This is a genomic window from Larkinella insperata (assembly GCF_026248825.1).
GTDB classification, from domain to species: domain Bacteria; phylum Bacteroidota; class Bacteroidia; order Cytophagales; family Spirosomataceae; genus Larkinella; species Larkinella insperata.
Genome location: NZ_CP110973.1, coordinates 2513071 through 2529316 on the forward strand (window position 1 = coordinate 2513071; position 16246 = coordinate 2529316).

15 protein-coding genes are annotated in these 16246 nt (G+C 52.5%); 11 read left to right on the top strand and 4 right to left on the bottom strand.

Going from position 1 to position 16246, the window contains the following annotated elements; all coding sequences use genetic code 11:
• Positions 1-342 precede the first annotated feature (342 nt).
• From OQ371_RS10245 to OQ371_RS10270, 6 genes are all read left to right on the top strand, one after another.
• The gene (locus tag OQ371_RS10245) at positions 343-1878 is read left to right on the top strand and encodes a PKD domain-containing protein (protein WP_265993665.1); all 1536 of its coding nucleotides are present in this window, start codon (positions 343-345) and stop codon (positions 1876-1878) included.
• Between the two features lie 522 nt (positions 1879-2400).
• Positions 2401-3693, top strand: coding sequence for an O-antigen ligase family protein (locus tag OQ371_RS10250; protein ID WP_265993666.1), 1293 nt, complete (start codon positions 2401-2403; stop codon positions 3691-3693).
• A 31-nt stretch (positions 3694-3724) separates the two neighbouring features.
• Positions 3725-4234, top strand: a complete 510-nt coding sequence (locus tag OQ371_RS10255) for a GNAT family N-acetyltransferase (protein ID WP_265993667.1) — start codon at positions 3725-3727, stop codon at positions 4232-4234.
• Positions 4235-4314: 80 nt separating this feature from the next.
• On the top strand, positions 4315-5787 hold the full coding sequence (locus tag OQ371_RS10260; protein WP_265993668.1) for a sulfatase family protein: 1473 nt from the start codon (positions 4315-4317) through the stop codon (positions 5785-5787).
• A gap of 69 nt (positions 5788-5856) precedes the next feature.
• Positions 5857-6366, top strand: a complete 510-nt coding sequence (locus OQ371_RS10265; protein ID WP_265993669.1) for a Crp/Fnr family transcriptional regulator — start codon at positions 5857-5859, stop codon at positions 6364-6366.
• 88 nt (positions 6367-6454) lie between these two features.
• Positions 6455-6889, top strand: a complete 435-nt coding sequence (locus OQ371_RS10270; protein ID WP_265993670.1) for an ester cyclase — start codon at positions 6455-6457, stop codon at positions 6887-6889.
• Positions 6890-6897: 8 nt separating this feature from the next.
• On the opposite strand, the gene OQ371_RS10275 is transcribed toward OQ371_RS10270, so the two are convergent.
• The gene (locus OQ371_RS10275) at positions 6898-7623 is read right to left on the bottom strand and encodes a DUF72 domain-containing protein (protein ID WP_265993671.1); all 726 of its coding nucleotides are present in this window, start codon (positions 7621-7623) and stop codon (positions 6898-6900) included.
• 91 nt (positions 7624-7714) lie between these two features.
• Complete coding sequence (locus tag OQ371_RS10280) at positions 7715-8536, bottom strand: glycoside hydrolase family 16 protein (RefSeq protein WP_265993672.1); 822 nt, start codon at positions 8534-8536, stop codon at positions 7715-7717.
• Between the two features lie 182 nt (positions 8537-8718).
• On the opposite strand from OQ371_RS10280, the gene OQ371_RS10285 reads away from it, so the two are divergent.
• Genes OQ371_RS10285 through OQ371_RS10295 form a run of 3 tightly spaced genes read left to right on the top strand, consistent with a single transcriptional unit; the run spans position 8719 to position 12020 of the window.
• Positions 8719-10992 carry an ATP-binding protein gene (locus tag OQ371_RS10285; protein ID WP_265993673.1) on the top strand — a complete coding sequence of 758 codons (2274 nt, stop codon included), beginning with the start codon at positions 8719-8721 and terminating at the stop codon, positions 10990-10992.
• Positions 10993-11004: 12 nt separating this feature from the next.
• The gene (locus OQ371_RS10290; RefSeq protein WP_265993674.1) at positions 11005-11433 is read left to right on the top strand and encodes a response regulator; all 429 of its coding nucleotides are present in this window, start codon (positions 11005-11007) and stop codon (positions 11431-11433) included.
• Positions 11433-12020, top strand: a complete 588-nt coding sequence (locus OQ371_RS10295; protein WP_265993675.1) for a biliverdin-producing heme oxygenase — start codon at positions 11433-11435, stop codon at positions 12018-12020. Before OQ371_RS10290 ends, OQ371_RS10295 begins: the two co-directional genes overlap by 1 nt.
• On the opposite strand, the gene OQ371_RS10300 is transcribed toward OQ371_RS10295, so the two are convergent.
• A complete protein-coding gene (locus OQ371_RS10300) occupies positions 12017-13180 on the bottom strand; it encodes a PAS domain-containing sensor histidine kinase (protein WP_265993676.1) in 1164 nt (387 codons plus the stop codon). The genes OQ371_RS10295 and OQ371_RS10300 overlap by 4 nt on opposite strands.
• 183 nt (positions 13181-13363) lie before the next feature.
• Here OQ371_RS10300 and OQ371_RS10305 point away from each other — a divergent pair, with 183 nt between their 5' ends.
• Both OQ371_RS10305 and OQ371_RS10310 read left to right on the top strand, forming a co-directional pair.
• Positions 13364-13708: a cupin domain-containing protein gene (locus tag OQ371_RS10305; protein ID WP_265993677.1), complete on the top strand. Its 345-nt coding sequence runs from the start codon at positions 13364-13366 to the stop codon at positions 13706-13708.
• 62 nt (positions 13709-13770) lie between these two features.
• A complete protein-coding gene (locus OQ371_RS10310) occupies positions 13771-15012 on the top strand; it encodes an MFS transporter (RefSeq protein ID WP_265993678.1) in 1242 nt (413 codons plus the stop codon).
• Positions 15013-15083: 71 nt separating this feature from the next.
• Here the strand turns inward: OQ371_RS10310 and OQ371_RS10315 are convergent, their stop codons facing one another.
• Positions 15084-16220, bottom strand: a complete 1137-nt coding sequence (locus tag OQ371_RS10315) for a redoxin family protein (protein ID WP_265993679.1) — start codon at positions 16218-16220, stop codon at positions 15084-15086.
• Positions 16221-16246: the final 26 nt, after the last annotated feature.

Sequence of the window (16246 nt, forward strand, 5' to 3'; positions counted from 1 at the left end):
AAAAGTCCAACTTATCTGGCTCTGGATGTAGAGATTCCGGCAGCGAAACTTCGGGAACGGCCCTTACAGAGTCGCTGCTGCAACCCTCTTTCCAGTGACCTGGACATGCTGCAAAGGTAAGCGCCAGGAAAAGAAATGCTATAACTTTACGTATTGTATTGCGGAATACTGTATAACTTAATGTAATTTTCTCTTTACTTCAAAGGGATTGGTACAAAAGCGTAGGTTGTCGTAAAAAGCCGCTTTTTCGTCGTAAAATGAAATATAATTATTCCGGTAAAGCCGCCAATTTTGTAGCCGTAGTTGAACGCTACTTGCCAATACAGTAAACAACATCAAACCATGAGAAACCAAGTACCTGCCGCGACACTCGTCGCGAGTAAACCCATGTGGGTTAATGGCTCATTTGCCAAACGCGCGGTTGCCATTCTCCTTGCCGCTACCACGTTACTGGTAACCAGCTGTAAAAAAGACGAAGTAGATCCTACCCCCGACCAAACCGGCACGCTAACGGCTAATGCCGGGGCTGATCAGCAAGTGCAGGTAGGTGAAACCGTTAAATTGGACGGTAGTGCTTCGGCCGACAGCAAAGGAACTCCGCTGACCTTCCAGTGGACGGTTGCGGCCAAACCCGCTAAAAGTACGGCCGCCATTTCATCCGCAAACACAGCCAAGCCGACCTTCGTACCCGATGAAGTGGGAGATTACGAACTGGAATTAACGGTTTCCAACGCCAACGGAACCAGCAAGGATAAAGTAAAAATTGCCGCTACGGTGGCCCAGCCGATTGTTCTCGACCAAAGCATCAAAGTTAAAACCGTTTTGACCGACCGCGTCGCCAACCCGGATCTGCCGGATTACATCGTCACGAAAAGCATTGCGGTGTCGCACGAGCTAACCATCAACCCGGGCGTTGTGATTGCCTTCGAACGGGATACGCGTCTGGATATCAATGATGGCGGTGGATTGATTATCGCCAAAGGAACCGCCGAGAAGCGAATCCGGTTTATCGGAGCCGAAAAATCCAAAGGCTACTGGAGCGGGATCATGATTTACTCGGGCAGCAACGCCAACGTACTTGAGTATATCGACGTCATGCACACGGGCAGCCGCTCACTCATCAGCGCCACCAAGGCCGGTATGGCCCTGTTTGGCGGAGGGAAAGCGCAGATTGCCCTGAAAAACAGTTTATTCTCGGAAAACGACGGCTACGGTTTGCTCGTTCAGGAAGGTGGTATTCTGCGCGAATTTGCGGCCAACACCTTTACCAAACACACCGAAGCCGGGATTTTGCTGGACCCCGCCAACGTTCACAAATTGGACCAGGCTTCGGTCTTTACGGGCGAAAACGGCCGGAATGTGATCGAGATCAGAGGCTATTACCTGCGGGATGGCAACGACGTGACCTGGGGTGGTTTCAAAGATAAAACACCGTATCGTCTGGTGGGTGACTTCGCCGTTGAGTCCGGATTGACGCTGAGCCCCGGCGTTACGATTGAGTCAGATCGCGACGTAATGATTATGATCAACAGCAAAGGATACCTGATTGCGAAAGGGACAACGACCGAAAAAGTGACGTTTACTGGTTCAGACCGTACGAGCGCTTCCTGGAAAGGGATGATGATCTATTCCAACAATTCACGGAACGTGATCGAAAATGCGGAAATCAGCAACGGGGGTAGCCAGGTCATTGTGTCGGGTAAAAAAGCCAACCTTGCTCTGTTTGGCAATGGTTACTTATCCATTAAAAATACAAACATCGCTAAAAGTGGGGGCTACGGAATCTACGCCAGCTACGGCGCTACTCTGAATGCAGATGCCTCTACGGCCAATACCTTTACGGCGAACGCCCAGGGGAATGTACAGCTTGAAAAATAAAGTGACAGAGTTTTGAGATTAAGGGTTTAGGGATAGTAAATACAGCCCGGGACAGCTTGTGCCGGGCTGTTTTGTTTAAAGACCGGTTGACTTGAATATTAACCGAATTTTCTAATTTTAGCCCAAATGGGATAAAGTCAAAAAGATGCGCTATTTTGTCCTGAAAAATCTCAGTTTAATGAAATAATTGTCAGACAATAGCGTATTAAGGAGAACCTGCCAGGTGGTAATTCGTGAAAAAGTGAAAATAATTTACGGGCAGGGAATCTCTGATGAACAAGGATTTAGACCCGGAATCTGGCCCTGCCTGGTAGGCTATACGATAAGATTAACACAACAATTGCAACCACTTTCTGGTCGTATGGGTCTTTATGAAAATAAAGGAACCACCTGTTGGAGCAAATAACCGGTTCATGAATAACTAATTTCTTGCAAAATGGTTTGATTAACAGCCACTAGCAGAATTGGAAGAACGGTACCTGGCCTGATCCGATAGCGTATCTCCAGCAAACTCGACACTAAATGAACAACCTGATTGCGTACGATAAGTATTTAGCCCGGCTTGTAATGATCTGTTTTTTTCTGCCCAACCGGGTGCAGATTTTTATCCTGATGGGCGTTTTTATTTACTGGGCCGTCAGAGATAATTTTTTCGTTAAAGACCAGCATTTTCGCCCCTACGGAGGAGCTTTACTTTTAGGCAGCATTTACCTGCTCTACGCAGTTTGTGCTCCGTTTACCAATTCGGCCTATCAGTCCGATGTTTTGTTTGATCTGGAGCAGAAAGCCAGTTTATTCGCGGGGCCCTTTGCGTTTCTCCTGATGCAGCCCCAAACGCGGAAAATCATCGCTGGCGAGCTTATTTACTTTGTCTACGCCTGTTTTATATCCTGTCTGGTGGGCAATTTATTTTATCTGCACGAATACGGCTGGCACGTAAGCAGTCCAGACGCCCACATTCAATACCGGCTTTATTTTGAAAAAATTACGGGGATGCACCCAACCTACATGGGGATATACCTCTGTTTTGCCTCGGCGATTCTGCTGATTTCTCCGAAACACCGGCAGCAGGTGAAGGGCTGGAAACTGGTAGCCGTTCAATTCCCGTTGTTCTTATTTTTAATGGCCCTGATGCCCAAAGCGCCGGTTATTGCACTCTTCGTGATTCTTTGTTATTACGCCTGGATCAATCGGGCTCAGAAGCACAAATTTGTGCCAATTTTGGCCGTATTGCTGATCTCGTTGTCCATCGCCTGCATTTCCATCCCGTTCAGCAGCCAGCGCATCGGCGAGTTTTCGGCGGTGCTAGATGCCAAACCGAACGACAATCCGATGGATAACTCGGTGCAGATGCGCCAGGTTATTTTGTCGGTTGACCTGGACGTGTTAGCTCAGAACTGGGTAACAGGCCTTGGGCCCGGTGGCGTTGATCCGGCTCTGAAAGCCAAGTACGAGGAGTATGCCCGCCGGTTAAACGTCCCGTTGGAAGCGTTCGATACCCACAATGAGTACCTGAATCAATGGCTTTCGTTTGGCCTGATTGGCATTACGTTGTTTATCCTGGTGCTGGGAATCCAGTTTGCCAATGCCGTCCGTCGGCGTGATCACTTATACGCGATTCTGCTGATGATTTTTATCGTCACCTTTTTTACCGAAAATGTCTGGTCGCAGCAAAAGGGCATTACGTTTTATTCCTTCTTTACGTCCCTGTTTTTCTTTGTCGGCATGCGCCTGCAACCCAGTCCGGTAGAAGCCGAGCCGGTTTTGCAGAAAAACACCAGCCGGCCCAAAAAACTGGTGCATGAGATTGGTTAACGGCTGACAGTTAGGAATTTAAGGCTAGAAAATGACGATTCGTTTAGCTACTTTAGACGATGTTCCGGCTATCCTTGAGTTGATTCGGCGCGTGGTGCCACTCATGCGGGCGACCGGTAATCTTCAATGGGATAATCAGTATCCCAATGCGGCTGTTTTTGAGAAAGACATCGCCCAGAATCAGCTTTGGGTGACCGAGCTTGATAATCAGTTGGTGGGGTTAGCCGCCATCACCACCGATCAGGAGCCCGAATACGCCGAAGTGGGTTGGGACCTGGCCGAAACCGCCGTTGTGGTGCACCGGCTGGCGGTCGATCCGGCCGTTCGGGGGCGGGGTGTTGCGGCTCGGCTGATGAATCAGGCCGAAGAGGTGGCTCGCCAGCGTGGCATCGGCGTGCTACGGATTGATACCAACACCCAGAACGAAGCCACCCAACGGCTTTTTCCCAAATTAGGCTACCAGTTTGCCGGTGAGATCGGGCTGGGCTTTCGACCCGGTTTGCGGTTTTTCTGCTACGAAAAACGGCTGAAAACTTCCTGAAAAGCATTTTTCAGCAATAGAAGACGGAGATCAGTGCCGGTTTGCGCACAAATTCTATTTTTACCGTAAAAATAGGAACGATGGTACGCATTCTGTTCGCCCTGACCTTGCTGGGCCTGACGCTAGTAACTGCTTTCCGGCCGCTTCGGAAAACCCAGAGCCGGAAAGACCCCCGACCCAATATTGTTTTGATCGTGGCTGACGACCACGGGCGCGAAGCCGTCGGTTGCTACGGGAATCCGGTGGTTAAAACACCCCACATCGACCAGTTGGCGTCCGAAGGGGTCCGGTTTACGAACGCGTTCTGTACAACGGCCAGTTGCAGCCCCAGCCGGTCGGTGCTGCTGACGGGTCTGCACAACCACGCTAACGGAATGTACGGTCTGGAGCACCGCGAACACCATTTCAGTTCTTTTGATACGGTGCGTTCGCTGCCGGTTATGCTGCAAAAAGCCGGTTACCAAACCGCCCGAATCGGCAAATTTCACGTGGCTCCCGAGCGGGCCTACCATTTTCAAAAAGTGCTTCAGGGGGGTAAAACCAACGATCCGGCTTCCATTGGCCGCAGTCCCGTAGAAATGGCTGATCTGTGTTATCCCTTGTTTTCGGAAGCGGCCGAGAAGCCGTTCTTTCTCTATTTCGCCACCGACGATCCGCACCGGAGCAATACCGTGTCGGCCAGCGGTTCACCGGTTTTCAAAAGTGATAAAGCCAATTTGTTTGGCAATCGGCCCGGTGGTTATCCGCAGGTGCACGATGTTTTCTACCAGCCTTTTCAGGTTCGGGTACCGCCGTATTTGCCGGATACGCGGGCGGCCCGGATGGAGTTGGCGCAGTATTACGAATCGATCAGCCGGTTGGATCAGGGAGTGGAGCGCCTGGTCGCCCTGCTGAAAGAAACGGGTCAGTACGAGAATACCGTGATTGTGTATCTTTCGGACAATGGCGCGCCGTTTCCCGGATCGAAAACCACCTTGTACGAACCCGGTATGAAGTTGCCCCTGATTATCAAACTGCCGAAACCGCAAAAACCGGGATTTGTGCAGGACGCCCTGATTTCGTGGGTCGATCTGACGCCTACGCTGCTGGATTTTGCCGGGGCGCTTTCGGATACGGTTTATAGTCAGGGCCGGAGCTTTAAGTCGATTATCGAGCAGGACCGGGTGACGGGCTGGGACGAGGTGTATGGTTCGCACACCCTGCACGAGGTAACCATGTATTACCCGATGCGCGTGCTGCGCGAACGGCGGTACAAGCTGATTTTTAACATTGCCCACGAGCTACCCTTCCCGATGGCGCTCGATCTGTACCAGTCGTTTACCTGGCAGGACGTTCGCCAGACGGGCCGGAAACTGTACGGCAAACGAACCGTCGAAGCGTATCTGCACCGCCCCCGTTTTGAGCTCTACGACCTGGAAACCGACCCCGACGAAATCAAAAACCTGGCCAGCGATCCGAAACATCAGGCCGTCCTGAAACGGATGCAGGAAAAGTTGAAACGGTTTCAACAGCAGACGAAAGATATGTGGGTCAGCAAATGGGAGTTTGACTAGAGAGCCATGAACCAGGATCAGGGTTTAGGGAGTAAAGTCAGGGCCATAGCGCATCTATCACCGGAGGCCATGACATTGCTGATGGCGTCGACGGTGCCCAGATTGTTGAAGAAAGATCAGTTTTTACTTAAAGAAGGCCAGATTTGCCAATCCATTTGGTTCGTGGAGAAAGGCTGTCTACGAACGTGTTATGACAAAGATGGTCGGGAAATCAACATCCAGTTTGCGTTCGAGACCGATTTTGTGACGGAATTGCGAAGCCTGCGCACGGCAACGCCTTCCGCCTACTCGATTCAGGCGGGTGAAGTAACCACGGTTTGGGAGTTCGACAAGGATAAATTGCTGGATCTGTACCGCCAGTCTGCCGAAATCGAATCCTTTGGCCGCAACCTGCTTGAGCACATGCTGATGAAGCAGGAAGAACACGCCAATTGGTTTAAAATCTACTCGCCTGCCGAGCGCTATCACCATCTTTTGCACCAGCATCCCCAATTGCTGCAACGGGTTTCTCTCTCGCAACTTTCTTCCTATCTGGGCGTTGCGCGGGAAACGCTGAGCCGCATCCGCAAAATTCGCTAGTGCTTCCGTTTGTGATTTTTGTCACAGGTCATTTCCAGAGAATCCGGCGATTTTTGCTGGCGTAAGTAACCAAAAGACAGCAGGACAAATGCCCATGTTAGCCGACAACCGCACCACCGTCGCCGATTTTATCGAAGAGGTCTGGAACAAAAACCGTCTGGACGTTCTGGATACCTACCTAGCCCCGGACTTTGTCGATCATTCGCTTCCGGCGGCACTCCCAGCCAATCAGGAGGGATTAAAACAATGGATTACGGACACTAGTCGGGCCTTTGAGCACAAAACCGTGCTGGAAGAGCAGGTGACGGAAGGGGATACCTGCATCGTGAAATTCCGCCTGGCGGTCCGGCACGTCGGTAGCTGGCGCGGCATTGAACCCGCCGGAACGGAAGCGTCCGTAGTAGGCTATCGCTGTTTTAAGCTGAATAACGGAAAGATCCGTGAGCATTGGGCACTGCTCGATGGAAATTCGCTGGAGAACCAGCTGCTCAACAGTGCTCACGGCTGTAAGATTCAGCAGTAAGAATCAGGTTACGCCAAAATTTGCTTCAGCGTTAATGCATTTCGGACGGCATTGCCTTCGCCGTCGTTGTTGAAATAAACGTACACATCCTTTCCCAAGGCGGTCCATTCCCGGATGCGGTCGGCCCACCAGTGCAGGTCGTCGTCGGAATAGGAGCCGCCGTACAGATGGTGGGTGTCGGGGCCGTGCATCCGGACGTAGACAAACGGCGCGGTAGCCCGCAGAATGCAGGGCAGGTTCGCACCACTCATGATGCAGTAAGCCGCCTGGTGGCGTTCCAGAAGGGCAAATGTTCCCTCGTTGTGCCAGCTCAGGTGCCGAAATTCAACGGTGATTTGGAGCCACTCGGGTACCTGTTCCAAAAAATAGGCCAGCCGATCGTAATCGTACGCCAGATGGGGCGTAAGCTGCACCAACAAAATGGCCCGCTTTTCGCCCAGCGTATGCCAGCAGGTTTTGATGCGTTCCAGCCAGAGTTCGGGTTGGTAGAGTTTTTTGGCGTGGGTCAAGCCGCGGGGGGCTTTCACCGTGAGTTTAAAACCGTCGGGCAGGCGGCTGCGCCAGCCGGCAAAGGTGCTGAGCTGGGGCCACCGGTAAAAGCTGCTGTTCAGCTCAACGGTTTGAAATTGCTGAACGTAGTAGGCCAGCCGGTCCTGAACCGGGGTGTGATGTGGATACAAAACACCCTGCCAGTGATCGTAACTCCAGCCTGATGTACCGATGTGGATGCTCATAAAGAAAAGGTATTTCGCAGCGTTAAGCGAAGGCTATCAGAGCTAAGTAAGGCACCCCGCCCGACTTTGCAGAATAACTCATTTTTGCGCCTTAAGGTTGCTGATAAACCCGCACGTAATCCACTTTGAACCGGGCCGGAAAGGTGGTCCCGGCCGGATCCCCGCCGTTCTGGCCCCCAAGGGCGAGGTTTAGTAGTAAATAATGGGGTTGATGAAACGGATTTTTGCCGCTGCCGTCGCCATTAATGGTTTTCGACAGATCGACCGAATTGAGCAACTGGTCGTCGACGTACAGCTTGATGAAATTCTTATCCCAGTCCATTCGCCAGACGTGAAATTTCTCCGACCATTTTGGGTCCTTAAACGTCGAAAGCGGCTTTTTGGTCGTGCTCCACTCGCCCACCCATTGCTTGTTGGTACCCCATACGGCGTTGGCCAGCAGCCTATTCCGGTAATACTCCATGATGTCGATTTCGCCGTTGGAAGGCCACTCGCCCGATACGCCCAGCGTCCAGAAAGCGGGCCACATCCCCGGACGCGTGTCGATTCGCCCGCGCATCTCAAACCGGCCGTACTGCCATTGGTGCAAGCCTCTCGTCTGCAAACTGGCGGAAGTGTAGTGGATGGAGTCCCGGCTGGTTTTCCAGTTGCTGCTGCCGGCTTGGTAGGTCGGATTGGGACGGCTTTCCCGGCGCGCTTCAATGATCAGAAAGCCGTTTTCACAGCGGGCGTTGTCGGGTTGGTACCACTGGTGTTCGTCATTGCGGACGAAACCGTTTTCAAACACCCATTTTTTAGGGTCGGGCGGGCCGGGCGTGTTAAACTCGTCGGCCCAGACCAGTTTCCAGTCGGCAGTGGGGGGGCTGAACGGATGGATAAAAAGCCAGAAAAGTAAGCAGACAGACGGATTCATAAGCGGTCAGGATTTCATATGAAAGTATACAAGTCGAAAAAGATACTATCCCTTAAACCGTTGATAAGTTTTTTGAGTTTTATTTGTCAGGGTGACGAGCCTGGCTTAACTTTTACGATTTGTTTGTCAGGATTTTTACTGATTAATCAGCCCGGCCATTCCGGTTGGGCAGCCTTTTTAGAATGACTGTACCTACTGCCAATATACCGAACACCGGAGTTGATCTAACCAATTGTGAATCAGAACCGATCCACATTCCCGGTTATATCCAGTCTCATGGTTATTTAGTGGCCATTACAGCGGATACCTACCTGATTCGGTATGCCAGTGAAAATATTCAGCAGCTGGTCAATCAACCCGCTGCGGACTTGCTGGGCAAACCGCTGGAGAGCCTGGTGGCCGGAACCGACGTAGCAATAGAGGCTCTGGTCTCGATCCTGAACGTAGGAAAACGGGACAATGCCTGGTCGCGGATGAATCCCCACCGGTTTCGGCTGAACGGCAAAGACTGGAACCTGATTGTCCACCAGCACAACGAATACATTGTGCTCGAGTGGGAGCCGGAAGTATCAACGTCGGGTAGCCTCAACCTCGATCAACAGTTGATCTCCGAAGCGCTGACCGAAGTGCAATCCAACCGGACGCTGACCGAACTGATCCAGAACACCATCCGGCGCGTAAAGCAGATTATCGGCTACGACCGCGTAATGGTTTACCGCTTTGGACCCGACTGGCACGGTGAAGTAATAGCCGAAGAGCGGGAACCGCATCTGGAGCCGTATTTGGGCCTGCACTACCCGGCTTCGGACATTCCGCGGCAGGCGCGTGAACTATACAAAATCAATTTGGTTCGGATCATTGCCGACGTTGGAAGTGTTCCTTCTCCCATTTTTTCGGTGGGCAGTCAGGAGAACGGCCGTCCACTGGACCTGACCCACTCGGTGTTGCGGGCCGTTTCGCCGGTGCACATCGAGTACCTGAAAAACATGGGCGTGCAGGCATCCATGAGCATTTCGCTGCTGTACCGCGGTGAATTGTGGGGCCTGATTTCCTGCCACCACAGCTCACCCCGTTTTGTCGATTTTCCGGCGCGGCAGGCGGCTAAGTTTGTCAGCCAGTTGCTGTCGTCGGCGCTTGAATTCCGGAAAGACGAGCAGGATCAGTCGTTTCTGTTTCAGGTTCAGCAGAATGGGCAAACGCTCAATAGTCAGATTCTGAAAGACTGGGACGTGGTGGCGGGTCTGACACAGCACTCCGTTACGGCCCTACAGATTACGGATGCTACCGGTGCGGTGCTGGTGTTCGACAACAAGTTTTACTCCATGGGAACCGTACCCGAGGAATCGGCCGTGGCAGGTATTACCAACTGGTTGAGCGCCCAGCCCGTTGATACGGTTTTCCAAACGGACCGTCTGCCGGAACTCTACCCGCCGGCGGAAGCTTTTCGCGATGTGGCTTCCGGAATGATGGTCATTATCCTGTCAAAGGAGTTGAACGAGTACCTGTTCTGGTTCAAACCTGAGCGCATCCGGCAGGTTACCTGGGCCGGAAATCCGGATAAGCCCGTAACGGTCGACGAAGGGGGCAGGCCGTTTTTACACCCCCGGAAAAGTTTTGAAGCCTGGTCGCAAACCGTCCGTAATACTTCGGAGCCCTGGCGAGATGCTGAAATTTCGGTCGCCATCAAACTGCGGGAAGATGTGTTGCAGGTGGTAGCCCGCAAAGTCAACGAAGTTCGGCAACTGAACGAACGGTTGCGTACGGCTTACGAAGAGCTGGATGCGTTTAGCTATACGGTTTCGCACGATTTACGAACGCCCCTGTCGTCCATTCGGTGTTACGCCGAAATCATCATGGAAGAGCAGGGGGCGGTAATGGATGACGATACGCGCGTGATGTTCCAGAAAATTCTGGATTCGACGGAACGCATGCGGTCACTGATCCGGCACATTCTGTACTACTCCCGGATGGGCCGTACTGAGCTGAATTTCCAGCCGCTTGATATGAATAACCTGCTGGAGGTCATTCGGGATGAAATTCTGATTACAGAAACCAAAAAGAAGAGAAATATTCGGATTGAATTTGGCAACCTGCCTCCGATTTACGGCGATCCAACCATGGTGAATCAGGTTTTTACAAACCTGCTTTCCAACGCGGCCAAGTATACCCAGCGGGCTGAGGGAGCTTTGGTGTGGGTGGATGGCCGGGAAACTGAGGAGGAAGTTATTTATACCATCAAAGACAACGGGATTGGTTTCGACATGAAGCATGCCACCAAGATGTTCGACCTGTTCAAACGGTTGGATAATGCCCTTAGCTTTGAAGGAACGGGTGTCGGTCTGGCCATTGTCAAACGGATTATGAGCCGGCACCGGGGAAAAATCTGGTTTCATAGCGAACCTAACCGCGAAACCAGTTTTTTCGTTTCGTTTCCAAAGGAACAACAAATACAATAAGCTCACTCAACCATGTTGGACGTACTATATGTGGAAGACAACCCGGATGATGCCGACGTTTTTAGTCGGGTCATTCGTAAAATGGAGAAGGATATCTCCTATAAAGTAATCAATTTGGGCTCCGAAGCCATCGATTACCTGAACGCCCAGGGAAGGTACCAGAAAGACACGGCTCCGTTGCCGAAGCTTTTGCTGCTCGACCTGGATTTGTCGGAATACAGTGGCTTTGAAATTATTCAGAAAGCTCGCTCCCTGGCCCGGACGCGGTTGTTACCGATTGTGGTTTTCAGCACCTCCGACAGCCCGCAGGATATTACCCAGTCACTTTCCCTGGGAGCAAATGCCTATGTTGTTAAACCCGGTAGTTATCAGTCAATTAATCAATTGTTACGACGGCTTTGCGATTTCTGGCTGATTGATAACAATGTTGTAACCACGTAATGACGTTAGCGGAACGATTGAGGTACGAAACCCGTGCGGTACACGAAGAAACCGAAGAACTACTGTATACCGAATCCTTGAAGGCCGGTCAGTTATCATTGGAACAATACAGCCACCTGCTCCGGGTGCATTGGCTGTTTCATTACGCCCTGGAAGCGACCATCGACCGGTATCCGGCATTTTTTCAGGCATACCACCCCAACGAACGCCGGAAAACGCCCTGGCTGACAGCGGATCTGGCCGAATTGAACATTCCTTTACCTGATCCTCAATCCGACTTGTTTGCGGATTGGTCGCCCGTTGAACTACTGGGCGCGGCTTACGTGGGCGAAGGATCTATGCTGGGTGGGAAGGTGGTTTTTCATCACTTGCAAAAAAGCCCCGAATTAAAGCCGGTGCTGCAAAACGCCCGCTTTTACCGGGGATACGGAGCCGAAGCGTTGGAAAAATGGAAAGCGTTTGGGGGAATTCTGGCCGGACAGCCGGAAGTGGAGCACGACAAAATCGTCCAGGCCGCGCACCGGACGTTTAGGGCTTATCACGACATTTTCAAACACACTCAACGGCAGGATCAGCCGGTGGCTTAACCGGTTCGCCCGTAAACCGGCAGGAACACTTTAAACGTGGAGCCCTGTCCGATCTGGCTGGTTACGTCGATCGCTCCGCCGTGAATCTCGGCCACTTTCTTGCAGATCGCCAGACCGATTCCCGTGCCGCTATATTTCGAACGGTTTTCGAGCCGTTGAAACGGTTGAAAAATCCGGGCTTTGTATTTTTCGTCGAAACCAATGCCATTGTCGGCTACTTCCACCAGCAGAAACAAGCGGTGTGCCTGCTCCTCCAGCTCTTCGGGTAGCTCATGCGGTTCAGCATGGCGGGCGCTGATCTGGATGAGTGGTTTCTGATCGGCTTTCTGGAATTTAATGGCGTTGGCAACCAGGTTCTGAAACAACTGCCGCAGACGGAGCGGATTGCCGAGCAGATTCGGCAGGGCCGACACCCGAACCGTAGCCTGCTTTTCGGTAATCATCATTTCCAGATCATTGAGCACTTCTTTAATCAGGCGCGATAGGGAAATGTTTTCAAAAGATTCGGTCTGAGTCGACAGCCGCGAATACGTCAGCAGGTCGCGCACCAGCACCTGCATGCGCTTGGCCGAATTCTGAATCCGCCGGACGAGGTCTATTTCGCCATCCACCAGGCTATCGGCAAACTGGCTTTGCAGCACATCGCCAAACGCCTGCAATTTCCGCAGCGGCTCCTGCAAGTCGTGCGAAGCGATGTAGGCAAACTGCTCCAGGTTTTCATTGGAATTTTTGATCTGGTGAATCGTTGCTTCCAATTGGTACTGAATCCGCTTGTTTTCGGTAATATCCAGAAACGTCACCTGCAGTTCATCGCCCTGGCGGCTGGCTTCCAGCGTAAGCCAGGAGTCCGACCCGTCGGTGATGTAATGGTGTTCAAACTGAAGGGGCGTCGGTTGGGCAAATGCCCGGCAGTAATAGTCGAAAATACCGTTGGTTTTGTACTGCGGAAACCACTGGCTGTAGAGCGCGCCAGTAAGAACTTCCGGTTCCTGATTGATAAAAGCCGACAACTTTCTGTTAACAATGATAAACGCAAAATCCGTGATCTGACCCTGACCGTCATAAACCGGTTTTAGCAGATACAGCGCTGATTGTGAGCTGTCCATCAGCGCCCGCAAACGGGCATTTTCATTCTTTAAATGGTCAATCGTAGAATCCAAGGGCGTTAAAATAAATAGATCGCGCGGACAGTGCTCGGAATTTATTCAACTAAGATACTTGGTTAATTGTTGAGTTTTCGCGGGAAATGCCAAAAACTATTGTCGGCAGGAGGGGGGGGCGGTCTTCTTTCTTTCATCCATTCTGGTATTTTTGCAACGAACGACTCACTTAATTCCTACGGCATGGCGGCTGTTTCAAGTCCATTTATCAATGATGACCAGCAACCCTGGGAAGAGGCTGGCCCCGGGGTCCGGCGTAAAATCATGGCCTACGACGCCAACCTCATGTTGGTCAAGGTGGCGTTTGAAGCGGGCGGTGTCGGGGCTGTTCACCACCATTACCACACGCAGATGAGCTACGTTGAGAGCGGCCGGTTTGCCGTCACGATTGGCGACGAAACCCGGGAACTGAAAGCCGGTGATGTATACCACGTACCGCCCGACGTACCGCACGGCGCCTTAGCGCTGGAAGCCGGAGTACTGATCGACGTTTTTACCCCCATGCGCGCGGATTTTCTGAAATCCTGAAAACCGTACCCGTACCATTCATTATTTCATTATTTTGAGTTGGATTTACCACCAACTCTTCCATGAATTACCGCTCACGGGTCCTTTCTTTTTTATTCGCGCTTTCGGCCATTACCTACATCGACCGCACCTGCATTTCGCTGGTTGCGTCGGACATCAAGAGTGATCTGGGAATCGGTAACGACCAGTGGGGTTGGGTACTGAGCGCCTTTGCCCTGGCCTATGCCCTGTTTGAACTGCCAACCGGTGCGCTCGGCGACCGGCTGGGTCCGCGCCGGGTTCTGACGCGGGTCGTCGGCTGGTGGTCGGTTTTTACGGCACTTATAGGCACGGCAAACAGTTGGTTGTACTTAGTGGTCGTACGGTTTCTGTTCGGTGTGGGCGAAGCTGGGGCGTATCCCAACGCGTCAATTGTGGTATCCCGCTGGTTTCCGCGACAGGAAACCGGCCGGGCGCAGGCTTATATCTGGGCGGCCGGGCGCGTGGGCGGAATGCTGGCTCCCTGGATGGTGGTGCCGGTGGCCACCCAGTTTGGCTGGCGGGCGTCTTTTTACGCCATGGGAATCCTGGGGTTACTCTGGGCCGTTTGCTGGTACGTTTGGTTTCGCGATTTTCCCCGCGAAAAACCGGCCATCAGCACCGGGGAGTTGGAGCACATCGAGCAAAACCGGCGGTTTCGGACGGCGAGCCACCACATTCCCTGGGGCGCGGTTTTACGGAGCCCGAACATGTGGGCCATCATGATGATGTTCCACTTCTACATGTACGGAGCCTATTTCTTTACCGGCTGGCTACCAACCTACCTGCGCGAAGGCCGTCACTTCGGTAAGGAAGAAATGCAGTTGTTTGCCACGCTGCCTTTTTTTCTAGGTGCCATCGGCTGTTTTACCGGCGGTTACCTGAGCGACTGGCTGGCTAAACGGTATGGCCTGAAGGTGGGCCGGCGGGTGGTCGGTATCGTAGGGCTGGTGCTGTCGTCGGCCATGATTCTGCTGTCGGCACTGACCAGCGACAACGCAACGGCCGCCATTTTCCTGTCGCTGGGCATGGGGTTCAAGGACCTGACGCTGCCGGTTTCCTTTGCGGTCTGCAACGATGTGGGCCGGAGCCAATCGGGCATGGTATCGGGGGCCATGAACACCATCGGGCAACTCGGGGCCGTGTTTCTGGGCGTCCTGTTTGGGTACATCGTTAACGTCACGGGCGATTTCAACCTGCCGCTGTTTCTGATTGCATTTCTCCTCCTGTGCAGTGGCCTGCTCTGGCTCCGGATCGATCCGACCGAGGAGGTGGTGCTGGTTTGAGAAAGAGGTTGGATTCTAGATGTCAGATAATCAATTGTAAGTTGTCTAGTATTCAGCATCCGGCCAAATCCTCAATAATACCGTCCGATCAAGCGGTTTTCCACAATCCGGCGTTTCATTTCCAGCACATCGATGGCGCCCTGTTTGCTGTAGACGATTTTGCCGCCCGGTTCCACCAGAATCGTGTAGGGCAGCGCGCCCTGCCATTTCGGGTCAATCGCTTCGATCAGGGCGTATTTGTCGTCCGAATTGAAAATATAATTCTTGTTGGACGCTTCCTTTTTCTTCAGAAACTCGAGCGCCTTGGCTTTTTTATCGGGTTTATCGGCCGATACGGAAACGAATTCGAAATCCCGCTCGCGGTACATCCGGTCAATGCTGATGAAATCGGGAAACTCCTGCACGCAGGGGCCGCACCAGGTAGCCCAGACGTTGATCAGCCGCAGTTTGTCGGAGTCGTTCTGAATCAGCTTTTTCAGCCCAGCCACATCAACGTCTTCGAGGGAAACCGGTTGTTTCGCCCATTCAGCCTGCTGTTTTTTGATGTAATCATCTTTCTCCAGCCACTTAACCGAGCAGCCAAATGTTTTGGTCGTCGGAACCGGCACTTTCTGTCCCGCCAATACCGCATCCAGAGCCGCCCGGGCGTCTTCGGCGTTGCCCGTTCCCGGTTTCTCTTTGGCGTCGAACCGGCCCGCATACTGCAGCCTGCGGTTTTTGTCGAAAATAAAAACGTGGGGAGTCGCCACCGGGCCGTACTTCAAGGCCGTGGCCTGGGTGTCGCCGTCGTAGAGGTACGGAAAGTTGTATCCTTTGGCTTTGGCGCGGATTTTCATTTCCTCAAAGCTGTCGCTCAAATCCGTATAACCCAACTCGGCCAGGCTGACGGTGGTGGGGTTGTTGGGGGAAATAACGACGAAATTGACCTGCCTGGGTTTGTAATCCGACACCATCCGGATAAGCCGGTCTTCGTATGCCTGGGCGGTGGGGCAGTGGTTGCAGCTAAAAACAACCACCAGCGCGGGCGAACCGGCAAAGCTTTTCAGGCTGTATTGTTTGCCATCAATACCGGGTAGCGAAAAATCCGGGGCCGACGCACCAATTTCCAGCGTTTTGTGATCTTCCTTCGGCGCAGATGCCGCTAGGACCAGCAGAACGACCAGTCCGGCAATCCCGGTTAATTTTTGGAGTAAGGGTTTAGAAATCATAGAAATACGCTGTTTGGTAGTGGAAT

Coding starts and splice junctions, on each gene's coding strand:
- OQ371_RS10245 (WP_265993665.1), top strand. CDS start 343: ATGAGAAACCAAGTACCTGCCGCGACACTCGTCGCGAGTAAACCCATG.
- OQ371_RS10285 (WP_265993673.1), top strand. CDS start 8,719: ATGACTGTACCTACTGCCAATATACCGAACACCGGAGTTGATCTAACC.
- OQ371_RS10290 (WP_265993674.1), top strand. CDS start 11,005: ATGTTGGACGTACTATATGTGGAAGACAACCCGGATGATGCCGACGTT.
- OQ371_RS10260 (WP_265993668.1), top strand. CDS start 4,315: ATGGTACGCATTCTGTTCGCCCTGACCTTGCTGGGCCTGACGCTAGTA.
- OQ371_RS10295 (WP_265993675.1), top strand. CDS start 11,433: ATGACGTTAGCGGAACGATTGAGGTACGAAACCCGTGCGGTACACGAA.
- OQ371_RS10255 (WP_265993667.1), top strand. CDS start 3,725: ATGACGATTCGTTTAGCTACTTTAGACGATGTTCCGGCTATCCTTGAG.
- OQ371_RS10265 (WP_265993669.1), top strand. CDS start 5,857: ATGACATTGCTGATGGCGTCGACGGTGCCCAGATTGTTGAAGAAAGAT.
- OQ371_RS10275 (WP_265993671.1), bottom strand. CDS start 7,623: ATGAGCATCCACATCGGTACATCAGGCTGGAGTTACGATCACTGGCAG.
- OQ371_RS10305 (WP_265993677.1), top strand. CDS start 13,364: ATGGCGGCTGTTTCAAGTCCATTTATCAATGATGACCAGCAACCCTGG.
- OQ371_RS10310 (WP_265993678.1), top strand. CDS start 13,771: ATGAATTACCGCTCACGGGTCCTTTCTTTTTTATTCGCGCTTTCGGCC.
- OQ371_RS10315 (WP_265993679.1), bottom strand. CDS start 16,220: ATGATTTCTAAACCCTTACTCCAAAAATTAACCGGGATTGCCGGACTG.
- OQ371_RS10250 (WP_265993666.1), top strand. CDS start 2,401: ATGAACAACCTGATTGCGTACGATAAGTATTTAGCCCGGCTTGTAATG.
- OQ371_RS10280 (WP_265993672.1), bottom strand. CDS start 8,536: ATGAATCCGTCTGTCTGCTTACTTTTCTGGCTTTTTATCCATCCGTTC.
- OQ371_RS10270 (WP_265993670.1), top strand. CDS start 6,455: ATGCCCATGTTAGCCGACAACCGCACCACCGTCGCCGATTTTATCGAA.